Source organism: Akkermansia biwaensis (assembly GCF_026072915.1).
GTDB classification, from domain to species: Bacteria; Verrucomicrobiota; Verrucomicrobiia; order Verrucomicrobiales; family Akkermansiaceae; genus Akkermansia; species Akkermansia biwaensis.
In genome coordinates this window covers 1,528,750-1,547,145 of sequence record NZ_AP025943.1, presented here as the reverse complement: position 1 = coordinate 1,547,145, position 18,396 = coordinate 1,528,750, and the positions used below count along the sequence as shown (strand labels likewise).

Below are 18,396 nucleotides of genomic sequence, written 5' to 3'. Positions count from 1 at the left end.
CGCCCCAAGGGGTAAATTCTCAGCGGACAGCCCTTGCCGGGCCTTCATATCCCGCAGGCGTATAGCTGCGGACGGTCACCTCACCTTCCGCCGTCAGATCAGCCGCATAGCACGCGGCATGGTGGAAACAGGCTCCCAGGTTGACATACCGGCGCCCTCCCCGGCCGCCGCTCACCAGGCGGCGGTGCAAATGGCCGAAAAAGACCGTCTCCGCTTCAGGAAAGAAACGGTCGGCAAACCGACGCATGCGCGGCATCATCGTCAGCCATGCCAGGAGAATCTGCACGGGCCGCTCCGGAGGCCATGCGGAATGCGCCAGAAAGCGCGCCAGCCTGTTCCTGTAAACCCGGGAACGTGTGTAAATGGGCGGAACCAGAACACTCATGGCGCGGGCCAGCTCCAGACGGCGGCTCAGGTCCGCATCCGCGTCCGGAAAGGCGGCAATCAACTCGCGGGATATACGCTTGTTTTTCAGGTATTCCCACCCCCACGGAGCCACTTCCTTGAACAGGGCATGACCGTGGAGCGCGTAAAAACGGCCGCCCTGCAATTTCAGCAGGCTGAATTCCTCATCGGGGTCATGGTTGCCCGCCAACAGGACGGGCTGCACTCCGGCCTCGGCGCACATGTGCAGAAAACGGGCGCGTTTTTGCAGCCCTTCAGCCTGATAGGGGCTTGCGCGGGTTTCGCTCAAGTCCCCGCATACGACCAGATGGGTACACCCTTCCAACAGGAATTTCAATTCTTCCGGTTCCCTGACCAGGGCCTTGGCATGGCCGAAGTGGATGTCGGAAACAAACCGTACGCGTTCTCCCGGAGAAAGGGAAAGTTCCTTAATCATGAGCGCAGAATGGCGGAGTAAAAAGAATCAGGAAAGGGACCGCTGGCGCAGGATTTCATACAGGCACACGCCCGTAGCCACGGATACGTTCAGGCAGGGCACGGAACCTTTCATGGGAATCCGCAGGAGAAAGTCGCAATTCTCTTCCGTCAGCCGTCTCATGCCTTCCCCTTCCGCGCCCATCACCAGGGCGGCGGGGCCGGTGAAATCCGTTCCGTACAAATCCCGGTCTCCCTTGTCCGACGTGCCGAATATCCAGATGCCGCGGCTCTGGAGCTGCTTCATGGTCCGCGCCAGGTTGGTGACCTGGATGAAGGGGACCTTTTCCGCCGCCCCCACGGAGATGCGCAGCACGGTTTCCGTGATGCCCACGGACTTGTCCCTGGGGGCGATCACCGCGTCCACTCCCGCTCCGTCGGCCGTTCTCAGGATGGCGCCCAGGTTGTGCGGGTCCTGCACGCAGTCAAGGATCAGCAGAAGGGGGTTGGCCGCGCCGTCCAGGATTTCATCCAGCGCATCCTCGCCCAGCGCCCTGACGGCGATTTTTGCCGGAGCGCTGCGGACATGCTTGTTCCGGCGCGCTTCCTGTTCATTCCCTTGGGGTCTCATGCGCATGAATTAGCGTGTTTCCTGCCTTTTTTCCAGACAAATATGCCCCCTGCCCCCATCATTGGGCGTGACTTGCCGCCCCCCCGCATGTTACAGTTCCGTACCATTCAAGATGAAGACGAGCGACTTTTTAGTCATTGGGGCAGGTGTTGCCGGATTAAGTTTCGCCTTGAGAGCTGCGGAACACGGCAGGGTTGCGGTCATAACCAAGGGAAAATTTCTGGATTGCAGTTCCGCGAAGGCGCAGGGCGGCATAGCCGCCGTGTGGGACCATGACGACTCTTTCGAGGACCATGTCGCGGACACGCTGGACGCCGGAGCCGGGCTGTGCAATGAACAAGTCGTCCGCACGATCGTGGAGGAAGGCCCCGGAGCCATCCGGGAACTGCTGGAATGGGGAGTCAACTTCGACCAGGCGACGCAGGGAGAGGATTACGAGCTGGCCCGCGAGGGAGGCCACACCAAACGGCGCATCCTGCACGCCAAGGACGCCACCGGCCTGGAAATCACCTCCAAGCTGCTGGAAGCGGCCAAGCTGCACCCCAACATCGAACTGATGGAAGACCGGTTCGCCATCGACCTGATCACGACGACCAAGCTGGGCCTGGTTACGGAAGACAGGGTGCTGGGCGCCTACGTGCTGGACCGCAATTCCGGGGAAGTGGAGATTTTCCGTTCGGACCGCGTTCTGCTGGCCACGGGCGGCTGCGGCCGCGTGTACCTGTACACCACCAACAACGATTCCGCCACGGGCGACGGCGTAGCTATGGCTTGGCGCGCGGGGGCCACGATTGCCAACATGGAGTTCGTCCAGTTCCATCCCACCTGCTTCTTCAACACGCGCGCGGAAGGCGCGGAAGCCCGTTCTTTCCTCATTTCCGAGGCCGTTCGCGGCGAAGGCGGCGTGCTGATCGGCGCGGACGGCAGGGAGTTCATGCACAAGTACGATCCCCGCAAGTCCCTGGCTCCGCGGGACATCACCGCCCGGGCCGTGGACTCCGAGATGAAAAGGACGGGCAGCATGTGTGTTTACCTGGACATTTCCCACAAACCGGACGGCTTTGTCCAGGAGCGTTTCCCCCTGATTTACGAAACTTGCAACCGCTACGGCATCAACCCCGCCAAAGAGCCCATCCCGGTAGTCCCCGCCGCCCATTTCCAATGCGGCGGAGTGCTGACGGACGTCAACGGCCAGACCACGCTGGACGGCCTTTACGCCGCCGGGGAAACCGGCTGCACCGGGCTGCACGGGGCCAACAGGCTAGCCTCCAATTCCCTGCTGGAATGCGTGGTGGTGGCCAAGCGCGCCCTGAACGCCATGCTGGCCCAGCAGCCCCTGCGGAAAGACGCCCCTACGGGCTACAGCATTCCCGCGTGGCACCACGGAGATACGGCCCTGCCTGATGAACTTTCCGTCATTTACCACAATTGGGATGAAATCCGCCGCCTGATGTGGGATTATGTCTCCATCGTACGGACCAACAAAAGGCTGGACCGCGCCGCAACGCGCCTGCGCATGCTGCACCGGGAGGTGAAGGATTTCTACTGGGGGTACCGCATTACGCCGGATATTCTGGAACTGCGCAACCTGGTAGCCGTGGCCTCCCTGATCGTGGATTGCGCCATGCGCCGCAACGAAAGCCGCGGCCTGAATTTCAACACGGATTATCCCGGTAAGCTGGATCACCGTTTCGTCACTCAACTGCACCGATGGTAAATCACAGGCAGCGTCAACAGGCATCATGGAAGGGTTCCTGCTGGAATCCCTCTCTTGCCGCATGCCTGCTGCCGCTGCTGGCCGCCATGTCGGCGGGCAATGCCCGAGCCGACATCCAGGCCGGACGGACCGCCGCCCGCGCCCTGTCCAGCACGGAACGGCCCAAAGGCCCCGTCGTCATCACCCCCACGCGCCGGGACCCGCTGCCCGGCGTCGTCGTCAAATCTCCTACGGCGACCGGAGCGGGCAAGCGACCGGCGCCCCAGCCGCGCATCCTCCCCCGGACGGCTCCGCAAAGCCCCGGAACCTATCCGTGGCGGCTCAACATCACCGCCACCGTGTTCTGGGTGGGGGAAGACGCCACGGAGCGCAATCCGGTAGCCAACCACAAAAGTTCCTGGGATTCCGCGTGGAAGGAAAGCTTCGGCGGGTTCGACAATCCGGACCCCCTGCACCGCACGATGGATTTCCGGCCCAAGACTTTCATCCCCAGGCAGAATCCCTTTTATGTGGCCCTTCCCTACAACGACGTCTGCAAGGGGGAGCACAAGCCGGAGGCCTCCCGCGTCATCCCCTGGTTCCACCGGGAATTCTCCGGGAAGGGGCAATCCGTCTGCAAGGGAAGATGGGTGCAGATCATCTACAACAAGCGGAGCTGCTTTGCCCAATGGGAGGACTGCGGCCCGTTCACCACGGAGGACTGGCCCTACGTCTTTGGCGACAAGCCCCCCGTCAACACGCACAACAAGGGAGCCGGAATCGACATTTCCCCCGCCGTGCGCGATTATCTGGGCATTCCCGGCGGAACGGCCATTGTCCACTGGCGCTTTGTGGAATTCTACCGCATTCCCCGCGGCCCCTGGTCCAAGTGGGGAGACAACAACCCCTTTGTCAATCCCGATCTGGGTCCGGGCAAAAGGGCCCTCCAGACCAAGGAAGATCGCCTGCGCCAGCAGCAGGAAGCCATCCAGAGGGAATTGATGAAAGACCCCGCAAAACTTAGGAGGCAGCTCCAGGGGTAGATGGGCTTCTTGTCAAGGATACTCCTTTTTCCAAAGAATTGCCCGCCCTTCGTTCCAAACCTCCCCGGCAGAAAATTTTATCAGCCTCCAGGCTTCCAATTTGCCATTGACCTGATATTTTAAATCCATTATCCAAGCTCATGCCTGAGTTCCGTATTCTTTCCATTTTCAACCGGTACCTGCAATACGGCGGAGAAGAAACCATGGCGGCCAAGATTGCAGAAACGCTTTCCCAAAAAGCCCTGGTCAGGGAATACAATTACTCAACGCAGGAATGGCTGGATGCGGGGAAATTCACCGCTCCCTTCCGCGGGCTGAAAAATCGGCACGTTATCCGCCAACTGCGGCTTTTGCAACGGGAATACAAGTTCGACTTCTGGCTGATCCACAATGTTTTCCCCGCCATGTCCCCCGCCGTTTACCGGGAAGCCCGGCGGCTGAACGTTCCCGTCATCCACATGCTCCACAATTACCGTTTCGGCTGCTTGAACGGATTGCTGTTCAGAGAGGGGCGGGAGTGCCGGGAATGCCTGAAAGGCAGTTTTCTGCCCGGCGTCAAAAACCGCTGCTGGCAGGGAAAGCTGATTCCCAGCCTGTATTCCGCCTGCTTTCAGACGGCGGCCAGGAAATCGGGCATTCTGCACAATGCCGCCCGTTTTATCGCCCTTTCCGGCAGGCATGCGGAACTCTTAAAAACCACAGGCATTCCGGAGGAAAAAACTTCCATACTCCCCCTGTTTGTAGAAACGCACCTTCTGCCTTATGTACCGGCGCCGGAAGGGGGGGACATCCTTTTCGTAGGGCGGCTTACACCGGAGAAAGGCCTGATGCCCGTTCTGCAGGCATGGGAACGCCTTGATACGGAACGGCGCCTCGTCATTGCCGGCGACGGTCCCCAGCGCCAGGAGCTGGAAAACTGGGTTAAGGAACATAACGCGCGCAATATCCTCTTTAAAGGGTTTGTTCCATTGGAAGAACAGGAGCAGCTCTGGAACACGGCATCCGCTTCCATCGCCCCGTCCGCCTGGCAGGAAGCGGGAGCCACAACCATTCTGGAATCCCTGGGGCGGGGGCGGCCCGTCATTGCCTTTGCCAAGGGAGCCGCCTGCGACCATCTGGCAAATCCTCTCCACGGATGGCTCATGAATCCGGACGATCCCGGTTCCCTGACCCATACGCTTCAAACCGTCCTGGACACTCCTGCGGCCCGGATCAACGTGATGGGGGAACAGTGCCGGGCTTTCATCCGGGAGTACCGGTCTCCGGAATCCTGGCTGGGCGCTTTCATGGAAATTGCGGAACAAGCAGCGGGGCCGGGCAGCCTCCCGGAAAAGCACACGCAAGAATCATGAATCCATAAGCGCGCGCGCTTCAATCCAGACGTCTTTCCATTTCCGTTCCGCCAGGGCCCCATACAAGGGGTGGCTCCACAACCGGGAGCGCATGGCTGCCGGAGACGCCAGCCCCAGCAAAAACCGCGTCATTTGGGAAGGCCGGGACAAGGCGGACTTTCTTTGACCGGCCAGTTCCATCACCGCCCCGCGGAGCTCCTCCGACCATGGTTCTTCTTTTTCCTCCTCCATCTTCCCGGGCACCGTGCCGCAGCAGGCGGGGCAATGGCCGCAGGACGGCCCGGCCTTTTCAAACCCGAAGTATTCGTCCAGCCTTCTGTTGAGGCAGGCTTCCGCCGTCAGGGCGGAAACGCAGAGTTCCCAGCGTTCCAGCCCATGATGCAGGGCGCCGGTGAAGTACCGCATCAATTCCTCCACAGCCTCATTCACGGGAAATCCTCCCGAATAAAGGAGCAAAGCCGTTTGCCTCTGTTCCACTTTCCATTCACCTGAAAGGGCCAGATCCTCAAGCCGGGCTGCCACCTCTTCCCACGAAATCCCGCATTCAACGGCCAAATCCAGCACTTGCCCTTCGCGGTGGCCATCCAGCCATTGCAGAAAGGCGCTTTCTTCTTCGTCGCGCCCACACAATATTTCCTCCATGCGGAACAAGGGGCGAACCTTGTAGTATTTATACCCGGCCCCCCGTTCCGTCAGGAGGCCCCGACGTTTCAGGTCAAACAGAATCCTGTCCACAACCACATCAGGTAGGTCGTGAACGGCGGAGGCCTCATACAGGGAGATAATATGCTCCCCCTTGGCCGCCAGAGAGGAAAGCAGCCCCTTCACTCCGGATCGGTCCGGTACGGAAGCCCGCAAACGGTTTTCCACTGCCACGCCGTCCCCTGAAGACAGCATCACCAGGCTTGCGGAGGGCAGTCCGTCGCGTCCCGCACGGCCGGATTCCTGAACATAGGCCTCCAGGCTGGACGGCGGATGGTAATGAACGACGGAACGCACGTCCGGCTTGTCGATTCCCATGCCGAATGCGATCGTCGCCACAAGGACGTCCGCCGTTCCCTTCAAAAAATCGTCCTGAACTCCGGCTCGCGTTTCCGGAGGCATGCCCGCATGGTAGGATTTGGCGGCAAATCCGGCACGGCCCAGTTCATAGGACAGGCTTTCCGCATCTTTCCGGGTGCGTGCATAGACCACGGCGGGACGGTGGGCTTCGTTCCTTAAAAATTCAATCACCCGCGCTGTTTTGTCCCGTTCCGGCAGAACTTCCACATGCCGGAGGATATTTTCCCGGTAGGGAGCGGCCCGGAAGACGCATTCCTCCTGCACGTCAAACAGTCCGGACAAATCGCGGCAGACCCGTTCCGTGGCCGTAGCCGTAAGAGCCATGACGCTCCGGAAACCGTATTTTTTAAAGAAATCCGGCAATCCCAGATAATCGGGCCTGAAACTGTGGCCCCATTCGGACAGGCAATGGGCCTCGTCCACAACGAACAGGCCGGGAGAAACATGCTCCAGCGCTTGTTTCATCCATGAAGATTCCAGGGATTCCGGAGCGGCGAACAACAGACGGACGCCGCCTGATTTCAAGGAAGCCATCAAGGCCTCCTTTTCTTCATCACTCAGGGAGGAATCATACCGCGCCGCGGCCACTCCCAGTTTTTCCAGTCCCGATACCTGGTCCCGCATCAGCGCAATGAGGGGGGAAACGACCACAGCCACCCCGTCCATCAGAACTGCGGGAATCTGGTAGCAAAGGCTTTTGCCGGACCCCGTGGGAAGAATGCCGATACAGGAACGGCCGCGCAGGGCGCATTCCATCAGCTCCCGTTGCATGGGGCGGAATTCCCGTTTGCCGAACCGGCGCAACGCATCTTCCAAAGGGGAGAAATACATGGCGGTTATTGTACCATAACGCAGAATCACGGCAAAAGGAATCCTATGACATTGACATGGTGCGTGCGTTCTATATCCTTCACCACTATGAGCTCTCTAAAAACCATCATCGCCGGAACGCTGGTCCTGCTGGCGGCCTCTCCCCTGATGGCGCAGACTGCGTCCGAAAAGAATAAAAAGCCGAACATCCTGTTCATCATTACGGATGACCACGCCTACCAGACGCTGGGCACCAGCAAACAGGATTCCCCCGTTGCCCTGCCCAATTTCAACAAGCTGGCCAAGCAGGGCATGGTCTTTGACCGCAGCTATTGCGCCAATTCCCTATGCGGCCCGTCGCGCGCCTGCATCCTGACCGGGCGGCATTCCCACATGAACGGTTTCGTTTTCAACGGCCAGCATCCTCTGGACGGCTCCCAGCCGACTTATCCGAAAATGCTGCAAAAGGCCGGCTACCAGACGGCCCTGTTCGGGAAATGGCATTTGGAATCCAACCCCACCGGATTTGATACTTGGGAAATTTTCCCCGGCCAGGGCAGCTATTACAATCCTGACTTCATCATCCCCAAGCCGGACGGGAAGGGACGCCAGACGAAGCGCTTTCCCGGATATGCCACGGACGTCGTAACGGACAAGTCCATCCAGTGGCTGGAAAACCGCGACAAGGACAAGCCCTTCCTACTCGTGGTGGGCCACAAGGCTCCCCACCGCGCCTGGTGCCCCGCCCTGCGCCACCTGGGCAAGGTAAACACGTCCAAACTCACGCCACCCGCCAATTTCCACGACGATTACGCCAACCGTCCGGAGTTCCTGAAGAAAAACCAGCAGACCGTCGCCAGACACATGGCGATCTATTCCGATCTCAAGGTTCTCAAGGACCAGGTACCGGAAGAAATGCGCAAGAGCATCGTCTCCCCGGGCTACGGCTGGGATTTGGGGGAACTGGGCCGCATGACGCCGGAAGAACGGAAGAAGTGGACGGATTATTATGCCAAGCGCACCAAGTCCCTGGTGGACGGCATGAAGTCCGGCAAGCTGAAAGATCCTAAAGCCTTCGCCGAATGGAAATGGCACGCATATATGGAAGACTACCTGGGCTGCCTGCTTTCCGTGGACGACAGCATCGGGCGCCTCATGAAATATCTGGACAAGGAAGGCATTTCCAAAGACACGCTGGTCATCTATTGCGGGGACCAGGGCTTTTACATGGGTGAACACGGCATGTACGACAAGCGCTGGATTTTTGAAGAATCACTCCGCATGCCGCTCATCATGAAATGGCCCGGAAAGATTCCCGCGGGCACGCGCAACAACACGATGGTGCAGAACATCGACTATGCCCCCACCATCGTATCCGCGGCCGGGGCCGACACGCCGGAAAACATGAACACGTTCCAGGGCATCTCCCTGCTCCCGACGGCTTTCACCAACAAGAAGCCGGACCAATGGAGGGATGCCATCTACTACTGCTTCTACGAGAATCCCGGCGAACACAACGCTCCGCGCCACGACGGCATCCGGACGGACCGCTACACACTTTCCTACATTTGGACAAGCGACGAATGGATGCTTTTCGACATGCAGAAGGACCCCATGCAGATGAAGAACGTCATTAACGATCCGGCCTACAAAACCACGGCGGAACAGCTCAAGAAGCGCTACCAGGAACTCCGGAAGACCTACAAAGTCCCGGAAAATTGTCCCGGAGGAAAGGGTACGCCCATTCCCAAATTTGACGCCACCTGGTAACAGGGCGGCCTGTCAATCCTCCCTTTCCAAGCGCCGGAATTTTCCGGCGCTTTTTTAGTGCAAAAATGTCATGTCAATTGGCTTATTATCGTTTTTCCCAGCGTAGAAATGATATCCATTGTTCTGAATTGGCACTTCGAGTACCGCAGACAGCTCTGATAAACGTTCTCTTTCTTTTCTCTCTTAACGGAAACATTCCTGCCCGGTTTCACTGGAGCCGATTCTTTATAAACCAGTACCATTGGTTCCATAAAACACCTGGAACAAATTTCCACATGCGTAAAATATCAGTTACATGGACATTTCCCTACCGCCGTAATTTTTCATTTAAAATAAACGGCAATGCTCCCTATCTTTTACTTGAAGCTTTCCGGAATTATTTTTAGATAATGGAATGCGTTCCATGTTTTTAAAAATGATATCCATTGTTCTGAATTGGCACTTCGAGTACCGCAGACAGCTCTGATAAACGTTCTCTTTCTTTTCTCTCTTAACGGAAACATTCCTGCCCGGTTTCACTGGAGCCGATTCTTTATAAACCAGTACCATTGGTTCCATAAAACACCTGGAACAAATTTCCACATGCGTAAAATATCAGTTACATGGACATTTCCCTACCGCCGTAATTTTTCATTTAAAATAAACGGCAATGCTCCCTATCTTTTACTTGAAGCTTTCCGGAATTATTTTTAGATAATGGAATGCGTTCCATGTTTTTAACATTCTTCCTGCTTTTGGGGACGTTTCCCCTTTCAGCCATTGCCCAAGAAAAGAAGCAGGAAGATTCAAGCGCACCTCCTCCTTCCTTCTCCATTTCTCATCTGGAGAATTTAATTCAAAATCACCACTATCAGGAAGCTTCACAACAAATCCGGATTCATTTGCAGCTTGCACAAAACGAATCCGCCTGCCGCATGTTGGACACTTACATGCAGTCCATGAAAAAACTGGATGTCCCTTGGGACATGGATACTTTCTTTGAGGAACAGCTGTCCGTCGCCCGTGATAATCCTTTTGTTCTAAGAAAAATTTCCCAGTTGTACCGCCATGCCATCCACACAGCCTTTCTGGAAAATGGAAAATTAATGCGAACCAGCAAGCGGGCAACTCTGGATACGGAGAAGCGTGACAAGGCCATTTCCAAAATATTGCTTTTCAATGCGGCGGAAACGGCCCGGCAGCAAGGGAATATGGCCTTCAGCGCCGGCTGCCTTCTGGAGTTGGCAAACATGATGGCGGCTTCCTTCGACAGGCCAAGCAACTTGCCTGACTTCCATGATATTCCCATTCCAACCATTCCGGACCAGCAAACCTTTATCCCGCCCTATGTCCCTCCTCCGTTTACTTTATTCAGGGTACCTCCATCTTTTGAACAGGCCGCCAATGATGGAGAAAGGATATTATGGCTTTTCTCGGAAGCAGAGCAACGAGATCCGGAATTGAGGGATGAAGTTTTACTGCAACAAGGAAAATTCCTGCTTGGCGCTTACAATTTCCTGCCCCGTTTCAGGTTGGAAGACATACTCTCCAAGCTGCCTCATGTGATACAAAACGAATATGAGGCCCCCCTTCCGGCGAAAGATCATCAGCTCCGCCTGGTTAAGGAAACCAGCCAAGGCCGCGTCACTTACGTTTTTACATTGCCTGAAGAATGTGATGCTCTGGAATACTTCAATCGAATATCTCCTTTCTCGGAACAAATGGTGGAAGCGGCATCTCTTCTTGTCCGTGAATACGCTTCACGCGGCCAGCAGGAAAAAGCAGAGGAAAAGCTCAAAGGAGCCATAGCTCTCCTTCAATCATCTCCGGACAAACATTCAAACCCGGCGACACTTCGTCATCTGAATAATCTTCTATCCTCCATTACCCAACCCCGTGGCTGCTTTTTGAATAATTATTTCCCCATTCCCGAGAAAGACGGAATCAAATACGCATTCGCCTACAGAAATGCAGACCAGGTGAAATTAAATATTCAGCGTTTAAACCTGATTGACCTGATCAAGGAACATATGCGCGCCTTCCGCTCTCAGCACCATCCACGCGCGAAAATAGAAAAGCTAGATTATTTTTTCTCTAATTCGAACATAATCAATCCTCTAAAAAATACTTCACCTCTAGAAGAATCCGCCGCCAATCCGGTCCCCTCTCTGGAAAAAGATATTTCCCGCCAGTCTTGCAGATTGAATGCGCCTCCCGGCCATCAAGACACCGCAAACATGCTTCTTCTACCGATCACCCGCACAGGCTCCTACCTTGTCCGGGCACAGGTATCCGAAGACTGCATTTCATACCTGCTGGTGAATAATTACTCCATCCAGGCCCATTGCATCCTTACGAAAAAAGGGCTTCTCTGGTACATTTCCCGCACCGGGTCCCATGAACCCATCCCCAGTGCGGACATACATTTGCTATGCGTTGGAAAGGACAACGCCACCAGGAATATTTCAGGCAAGACGGACGCGGAAGGGAAATGGATTCTGCAACCGGCCATGAAGCCAGGGTTCCATTTCATGGGATGGGCGTCTGACCGGAAGGGGAATTCCTGCCCCATTCTTCCCGCTTATTGCTCGGAGCTTTATGAAGGAGCTTTCCCGAGTCCATTTCACAACCATCCGCATCCACCCGATGCCTATAAAAGTTCCTGTCTGGAACCTTCTTTCACGATCACGAGCCAGCCGGCCTACCAACCGGGCCAGACCGTGCATATCAAAGGAATGCGGTGGAAGACATCCGCCACGCATCCTTCTCCATCCCAGACTGCCCGCCAGCGCCTGAAAGTTAAAATCGTCCCCCAGGGAGGACAAGCCATTCTGGAAAAAAACGTCACAACGGATGACTGGGGAGAATTTGAATTGTCGTATGATTTGCCGGATTCGGTCCCCATGGGAATTTACACTATTGAGACAGCTCCGAATTCGTCCCGTTCTCCAGATGAAGAAGAGGGAATCTCCTCCTGGATGCCCAGCAGCTCCTTTATAGTAGGAGATTTCCGCACTCAGCCCTTCAGGGTGAAGGTTTCAGCCTCACCAGATTCCTCCAGAGCAGGATCACCCATCCGGATACACATACATGCGGCCAGCAATGATTATTCCCAGGCAGTTCCAGGCCGGGTACTGATTACTGTACAAAGGAATTTTAGAGATTTCAATTGCTGGCGCCCCGTACCACATCTTTTAAAAGCCATTTTTGGCAATATGGTTCACCACAATATGATTGAACTGTCCTCAAATAAAGGGAAAACGCCCATCGTTTATCAGGAAGAAATGCAATTAAATCCGGAAGGTTCAGCATCTCTCGTTTTCCAACCCGCGGAGAACATTCCCCATCATGAGAATTACAGCGTTTATCACATTTCCGCAGATGTAATTGCAGAGACAGGGAAACACGCTGCCGGGTCAACCATTATCTGTCAACCGGAGAAAGATTTTAATATCTTTTTTTCAGGTGACCGGCAATTCGCAACAACAGGAAAACCATTCACGGTTACTATTACTGCTGCAAGAAGCAATGGAGCCAAAATTCCGTACGCGAAGGGGAAAATAGAATTGCTGCGTGCCAAATTCACACCGGACCGACTGGACAACCCGAACATTTCCGAAGAACCTGTAGCTTGCAGTTCTCTGGAAACGGACATGGACGGACAGGCCACTTTCACGTTCATTCCTCCTGAATCAGGAGAGTATCATCTCCATGCGGCCTTGGAAGACAGCAGCGGGAATATCATTACTTCCCGGCAGCCTCTGCTTTCTGCCGGAAATGGCGCTTCATTCCCCTTCCGAAGCGATTACATCAAGCTGACCGCCGACCGCCTGACATACCAGCCCGGTGATACCGCCAAAATTCTCGTCACGTCTTCCCAACCGGATACGTGGGCCTTGCTTGCCTTGCGCCCATGCTGGAAGGATGAAAGCTGGAAACTGGTTCGTCTCCGGAACCAGCAGGCAATTGTCGAAATACCTGTCCATACGGGAGACATACCCAACATGCATGTAGAAGCCTTTCTACCTGCCATGAATACATTCGCCCGCCATTTCATTGAGCTCTCCATTCCCCCTGCGGATAAAAGGCTTTCCATACAGATCAATTTGGAACATCCGCAAGAGAAGGCAAATACCTCAGGATACGCCACCATCCTCATCCGTGATGAACAGGGAAAAGCAGCTTCCGGCTGCCGTGTCACCGTCGCCCTTTATGATCAACCTCTTTCCAGCCTGCCTCTTCCGTCCCTCACTGCTTTTACGTGGGGACGGTCCAACCGGCTTTGCTGGTATGACGGAGAACATAACACACACATGTACACGAGAAAGGACTACCTGCCGGATCACAGCCTGGATAATCCGGAGCGCCAGCCTTTCAAAAAGGCATCCTGCTATGAACCTCTTTCGGGAAGTCTTCCCGTCATTCCAGAAGGGATTATTTTTCCTGAAGAACGAGGCTTCAGTACGGTGTTCAGGGAATTCGACGGGGAGCATCTCCAATTTTCCTTCCTCCAATCCATGGTCGTTGACGAGCCTTTTACCTGCCGATCCCTGCCGCCGGAGTTTCATCGCATGCTTCCTTCTTGCATTCAATGGCATGCCACTCTGACCACGGATCAAAATGGGAAAATCCGTATTCCTGTAAAATTCCCGGAACATGCCGCCTTCTGGACCATCAGAGCGTGGGCGCGCACCAAGGATCTTAAAACAGGAGAAACTTCTGTGGAAATCCAAACCGGTAAAAACTGACAAGACGGCAAAAAACTTCCGCGGCCCGTTTCCAGGCTGCGGAAGAAAAACCTTTCACAATCAGTACCGGTAAAAGTCCGGCTTGTAGGGGCCTTCCACGGGAACGCCGATGTAATCCGCCTGTTCCGGGCTAAGGACGGTGAGCTTGCAGCCGATCTTGCCCAGGTGCAGGCGGGCGACTTCCTCGTCCAGCACCTTGGGCAGCACTTCCACGCCCACGGAACGGGTTTCACGGGTGTTCCACAGTTCAAGCTGGGCCAGGACCTGGTTGGCGAAGCTGTTGGACATCACAAAGCTGGGATGGCCCGTGGCGCAGCCCAGGTTCACCAGGCGTCCCTCCGCCAGCAGGTACAGGCTGTTGCCGGACGGGAAGGTGTAGCGGTCCACCTGCGGCTTGATGTTCAGATGCCTGATGCCGGGGTAGGTCTGGAGCTTGTGCACCTGGATTTCATTGTCGAAGTGGCCTATGTTGCACACAATGGCCTGGTCCTTCATTTTTTCCATGTGTTCAATGCGGATGATGTTGCAGTTGCCCGTGGTGGTCACGTAAATGTCCGCCCAGCCCAGCGTGTCCTCCACCGTCAGCACGCGGTAGCCTTCCATGGCGGCCTGAAGGGCGCAGATGGGATCGACTTCCGTCACTACCACCTGGGCGCCCATGCCGCGCAGGGATTGCGCGCAACCCTTCCCCACGTCTCCGTAGCCGCAGACCACGGCCACCTTGCCCGCAATCATTACGTCCGTGGCGCGCTTGATGCCGTCCACCAGGGATTCGCGGCAGCCGTACAGGTTGTCGAATTTGGATTTGGTTACGGAGTCGTTCACGTTGATGGCGGGGATCAGAAGCCTGCCGGCGGCCTGCATCTGGTACAGGCGGTGCACGCCCGTGGTCGTTTCCTCGGAAACGCCCTTGAGTTCCGGCAGCCAGCGGTGGAAGATGCCCGGCGTTTCCGCGGAGATTTTTTTCAGCAGCTCCTTGATGACTTGTTCTTCCTCGGATTCGGACGGGGTGTTCACCCAATCACAGCCGTTTTCCATTTCATAGCCGCGGTGGATGAGTAGCGTGGCGTCCCCGCCGTCGTCCACAATCAACTGCGGTCCCAGGCCGCCGGGGAAGTTCATGGCCTTCCAGGTACAGTCCCAGTATTCCTTGAGGGTCTCCCCTTTCCAGGCAAAAACGGGCGTGCCGGATTCGGCGATGGCGGCGGCGGCATGGTCCTGGGTGGAGAAGATGTTGCAGCTTGCCCACCGGACGGAAGCGCCCAGGGCCGTGAGCGTTTCAATGAGTACGGCGGTCTGCACGGTCATGTGCAGGGAGCCCATGATGCGCACTCCGTCCAGAGGCCGGGAAGCGGCGTATTTTTCACGCACGGCCATCAGGCCGGGCATTTCATGTTCGGCGATGTCCAGTTCCTTGCGGCCGAAGCCGGCAAGGCTGATGTCGCGCACCTTGTAGTGTTCCGTTTCTGAAAACATGTGGTCAGTCTGGTGATGGATTAATGGAGGAGGTTTCTCAGGGATGCGAGGCGCGCTTCGTCCAGCGTCTCCCAGGGGAGGTCCGGCTTGGTGAAGTGGCCGTAATGGGTCGTCTGACGGTAGATGGGCCGCAGCAGGTCCAGCTGGGTGACCATGTCCGCAGGTTTGAAAGAGAAGATGCCTTCCAGCGCGTCTTCAATAGCGTTTTCCGCCACTTTTCCGGTGCCGAAGGTGTCCACGCGGATGGATACCGGTGTGGGGTAGCCGATGGCGTAGGCCACCTGAAGCTCGCATTTGTCCGCCAGTCCGGCGGCCACGATGTGCTTGGCCACCCAGCGGCACATGTATGCGGCGGAGCGGTCCACCTTGGACGGGTCCTTGCCGGAGAAGGCGCCGCCGCCGTGACGCCCCATTCCCCCGTACGTGTCAACAATGATCTTGCGCCCCGTCAGGCCGGAATCCCCATGGGGGCCGCCTACCACGAATTTGCCCGTGGGGTTGATGAAGTATTCCGTTTTTTCATCCAGCAGTTCTTCAGGCAGGACGCTTTTGACCAGCTTTTTGCAGTAGTCGGAGATCGTTTCATGGCTTACGTCCTCCGTATGCTGGGTGGAAATGACCACGTTTTCAATATGGGCCGGGTGCCCGTCCTCGCCATAAGCCACGGCCACCTGGGACTTGCAGTCCGGACGCAGCCAGTCCACATGGCCCCGCTTGCGGCGTTTGGCCAGTTCAATAAGAATTCTGTGGGCGAACACGATCGGGGCCGGAAGAAGTTCCGGAGTTTCGTTCGTGGCGAAGCCAAACATGATGCCCTGGTCCCCCGCGCCCTGTTCCGCATGGCCCTTGCCCTCCGCCTCGCGGGCGTCCACGCCCTGTGCAATGTCCGGGGACTGTTCCGTAAGAAGGTTCGTGAAAAAGACGGTGTCCGCATGGAACACGTCGTCATCCTGCCCGTTGCAGTAGCCGATCTCCCGGATGGCCTGGCGGGCGATTTTTTCCGGATTGATGACCGCCTTGGTCGTCAGTTCCCCGGCAATGATGACCATGTTGCTTTTCACCAGGGTTTCGCACGCGACGCGGCTAGTTTTGTCTTGAGCCAGGCAGGCGTCTAAAATAGAGTCGGAAATGTAGTCGGCCACTTTATCCGGGTGGCCTTCTCCTACGGATTCCGAGGTGAAGATGTGAGGGTTGTTTTTACTCATATCGATAAATCGTGATGCGTTGATATATTATTCTGCCATGAAGTCAATCCTAAAAACGCTAAAACTCCTGACAGACCCCACCCGTCTGCGCATCATCAACGTTCTGGACGAAGAATCCCTGAGCGTTGCGGAACTTCAGGAAATTCTCGGCATGGGGCAGAGCCGCATCTCCACCCAGCTGGCCCAGTTGCGGCAGGAAGGGCTGGTGGAAGACACGCGCTCCGGAAAGAACGTCTTTTACACGCTCTCCCTGGCCGACGACCTGCACAACGTAGCGCTGAAGGCCTGTGGGGAACTGCCGGAGGCGGAGGCGGACAAAAAGGCCCTCCAGGTCATTCTGGACAAGCGTAGAAACCGTACGCAGGCCTATTTTGACGAAGTGGTGTGCCGCCTGGGAAAGAATTACGCCCCAGGCCGTTCATGGAAGGCGCTGGCCGGGGCGCTGCTCCGCATCCTGAATTACGACGTTGTCGCCGACCTGGGGGCGGGAGAGGGGTTCGTCTCCCAGCTTATTTCTCCCAGCGCCAAAAGGGTCATTGCGGTGGACAATTCCCCCAGCATGGTGGAACTGGGGCAGGAACTGGCCCGCAAGCACGGCCTGGACAATCTGGAATACCGCCTGGGAGACATTGAATCCCCCCCCATTGAGCCAGGAACGGTGGACCTGGCCCTGCTCAGCCAGGCCCTGCACCATGCGCACAAGCCCGCCAAAGCGCTGGAAGCCGCCTGGAACATCCTTAAACCGGGCGGATGCCTGGTCGTTCTTGACCTGCTCCAGCACGGCCAGGAGGAGGCGCGGGAACTGTATGCGGACCGCTGGCTGGGCTTCACCCCCGCCACCCTGGAGAGCATGCTGAAGGAAGCGGGATTCGGGAACATTCACACGGACATCGTGGACAGGGAGCCGGAACCGCCCCATTTCCAGACCCTGATGGCCGCCGCGTGGAAGGGGGAGAACGGAAACCGTCCGTAACCCGTTTTTTCAGATAAAAAGACTCTGGATCAACGCTTATATTTTGATGAACTAAAAACTACCTTGATTATTTCCGGCTGCCTTCTTGCCGCGGCACTGGGCATCTAGGGGATGGTTTCCTCCCGCGAACCTTCGCCGGAGGAATTGTACCGGCAATACATGGAGTTACCTCCATCCCAGCGGCTTGGCCAGAGAGACAAGCTTCTGCAAAAAGCGGCGCAGGGAGGGCATGTGCCGGCCATGCTCCAAATGACGAAGGATATCTTCATGGACAAAGAGAACCTTTTATCCAACGATTATGAGTTCTGGCTGAAAAAAGCGGCCGATACGGAAGGGGATCCGGCACTTCAAATGGACGGTATTATAATGTTGATCTTCCGGAGGAGGAGCTTTTCAGCTATTTGACTAAAGCCGCCGGGCAGTCTTACGGACCCGCTCTTTGGGAATTGGGCTGCATTTATTCATCATTCAACAATTACAACATTGTACCAGACGAGCAAAGAGCCCTCGCCCTCTTCCGGCAGGCGGCGGATGCCAATAATTCCGATGCCCTTTATCTCCTCTACGCTCTGGACCGGTTGAATATCTTTCCCTTAACAGAAGCAGAAAAGAAAACTGACTTTTACCGACGCTACCGGACGGCGCTCGGCAAGCATGATACGCCGCTGCCCCCCTTTAAAGACATTCATGAGCTGGATTCATTTGAATATGAATTTGTTCTCAAGTTTCTTCTGGAATCCATGGGCACCAATGAAAAAGTAAAATCAACCTTGAAAAATATTAATGAAGAAGCGTTTGAAAATGCTTGCAAAGATGTTTTCTGAAGCCTCGA

General features: G+C 56.1%; 13 protein-coding genes. 8 read left to right on the top strand and 5 right to left on the bottom strand.

Going from position 1 to position 18,396, the window contains the following annotated elements; translation table 11 throughout:
* Positions 1–19: 19 nt before the first annotated feature.
* Entirely contained in the window at positions 20–841 is an 822-nt protein-coding gene (locus OQH67_RS06335; RefSeq protein ID WP_215434180.1) for a metallophosphoesterase, read from the bottom strand.
* Between the two features lie 27 nt (positions 842–868).
* On the bottom strand, positions 869–1,456 hold the full coding sequence (gene rlmB, locus OQH67_RS06330; RefSeq protein WP_067570661.1) for a 23S rRNA (guanosine(2251)-2'-O)-methyltransferase RlmB: 588 nt from the start codon (positions 1,454–1,456) through the stop codon (positions 869–871).
* A gap of 106 nt (positions 1,457–1,562) precedes the next feature.
* Here rlmB and nadB point away from each other — a divergent pair, with 106 nt between their 5' ends.
* From nadB to OQH67_RS06315, 3 genes are all read left to right on the top strand, one after another.
* Positions 1,563–3,167, top strand: coding sequence for an L-aspartate oxidase (gene nadB, locus OQH67_RS06325; RefSeq protein WP_067570663.1), 1,605 nt, complete (start codon positions 1,563–1,565; stop codon positions 3,165–3,167).
* The gene (locus tag OQH67_RS06320) at positions 3,161–4,189 is read left to right on the top strand and encodes a hypothetical protein (RefSeq protein ID WP_215434181.1); all 1,029 of its coding nucleotides are present in this window, start codon (positions 3,161–3,163) and stop codon (positions 4,187–4,189) included. Before nadB ends, OQH67_RS06320 begins: the two co-directional genes overlap by 7 nt.
* 140 nt (positions 4,190–4,329) lie before the next feature.
* Positions 4,330–5,541: a glycosyltransferase family 4 protein gene (locus OQH67_RS06315; RefSeq protein WP_215434182.1), complete on the top strand. Its 1,212-nt coding sequence runs from the start codon at positions 4,330–4,332 to the stop codon at positions 5,539–5,541.
* Here the strand turns inward: OQH67_RS06315 and OQH67_RS06310 are convergent.
* Positions 5,536–7,464, bottom strand: coding sequence for a RecQ family ATP-dependent DNA helicase (locus tag OQH67_RS06310; protein ID WP_215434183.1), 1,929 nt, complete (start codon positions 7,462–7,464; stop codon positions 5,536–5,538). The genes OQH67_RS06315 and OQH67_RS06310 overlap by 6 nt on opposite strands.
* Positions 7,465–7,521: 57 nt before the next feature.
* Here OQH67_RS06310 and OQH67_RS06305 point away from each other — a divergent pair, with 57 nt between their 5' ends.
* Entirely contained in the window at positions 7,522–9,183 is a 1,662-nt protein-coding gene (locus tag OQH67_RS06305; protein ID WP_215434184.1) for a sulfatase family protein, read from the top strand.
* Positions 9,184–9,884: 701 nt separating this feature from the next.
* Entirely contained in the window at positions 9,885–13,910 is a 4,026-nt protein-coding gene (locus OQH67_RS06300) for an MG2 domain-containing protein (RefSeq protein ID WP_215720007.1), read from the top strand.
* A gap of 60 nt (positions 13,911–13,970) precedes the next feature.
* Here OQH67_RS06300 and ahcY read toward each other — a convergent pair whose 3' ends face one another.
* Entirely contained in the window at positions 13,971–15,386 is a 1,416-nt protein-coding gene (gene ahcY / locus OQH67_RS06295; RefSeq protein WP_215434186.1) for an adenosylhomocysteinase, read from the bottom strand.
* Positions 15,387–15,406: 20 nt separating this feature from the next.
* Positions 15,407–16,591, bottom strand: coding sequence for a methionine adenosyltransferase (gene metK / locus OQH67_RS06290; protein WP_215434187.1), 1,185 nt, complete (start codon positions 16,589–16,591; stop codon positions 15,407–15,409).
* 37 nt (positions 16,592–16,628) lie between these two features.
* On the opposite strand from metK, the gene OQH67_RS06285 reads away from it, so the two are divergent.
* From OQH67_RS06285 to OQH67_RS06275, 3 genes are all read left to right on the top strand, one after another.
* Positions 16,629–17,564: an ArsR/SmtB family transcription factor gene (locus OQH67_RS06285; RefSeq protein ID WP_215434188.1), complete on the top strand. Its 936-nt coding sequence runs from the start codon at positions 16,629–16,631 to the stop codon at positions 17,562–17,564.
* A gap of 159 nt (positions 17,565–17,723) precedes the next feature.
* On the top strand, positions 17,724–17,969 hold the full coding sequence (locus OQH67_RS06280) for a hypothetical protein (RefSeq protein ID WP_215434189.1): 246 nt from the start codon (positions 17,724–17,726) through the stop codon (positions 17,967–17,969).
* Positions 17,966–18,388 (top strand): SEL1-like repeat protein, encoded by a 423-nt coding sequence (locus OQH67_RS06275; RefSeq protein ID WP_215434191.1) that lies wholly within the window; start codon positions 17,966–17,968, stop codon positions 18,386–18,388. Before OQH67_RS06280 ends, OQH67_RS06275 begins: the two co-directional genes overlap by 4 nt.
* The last annotated feature ends 8 nt before the right edge of the window (positions 18,389–18,396 follow it).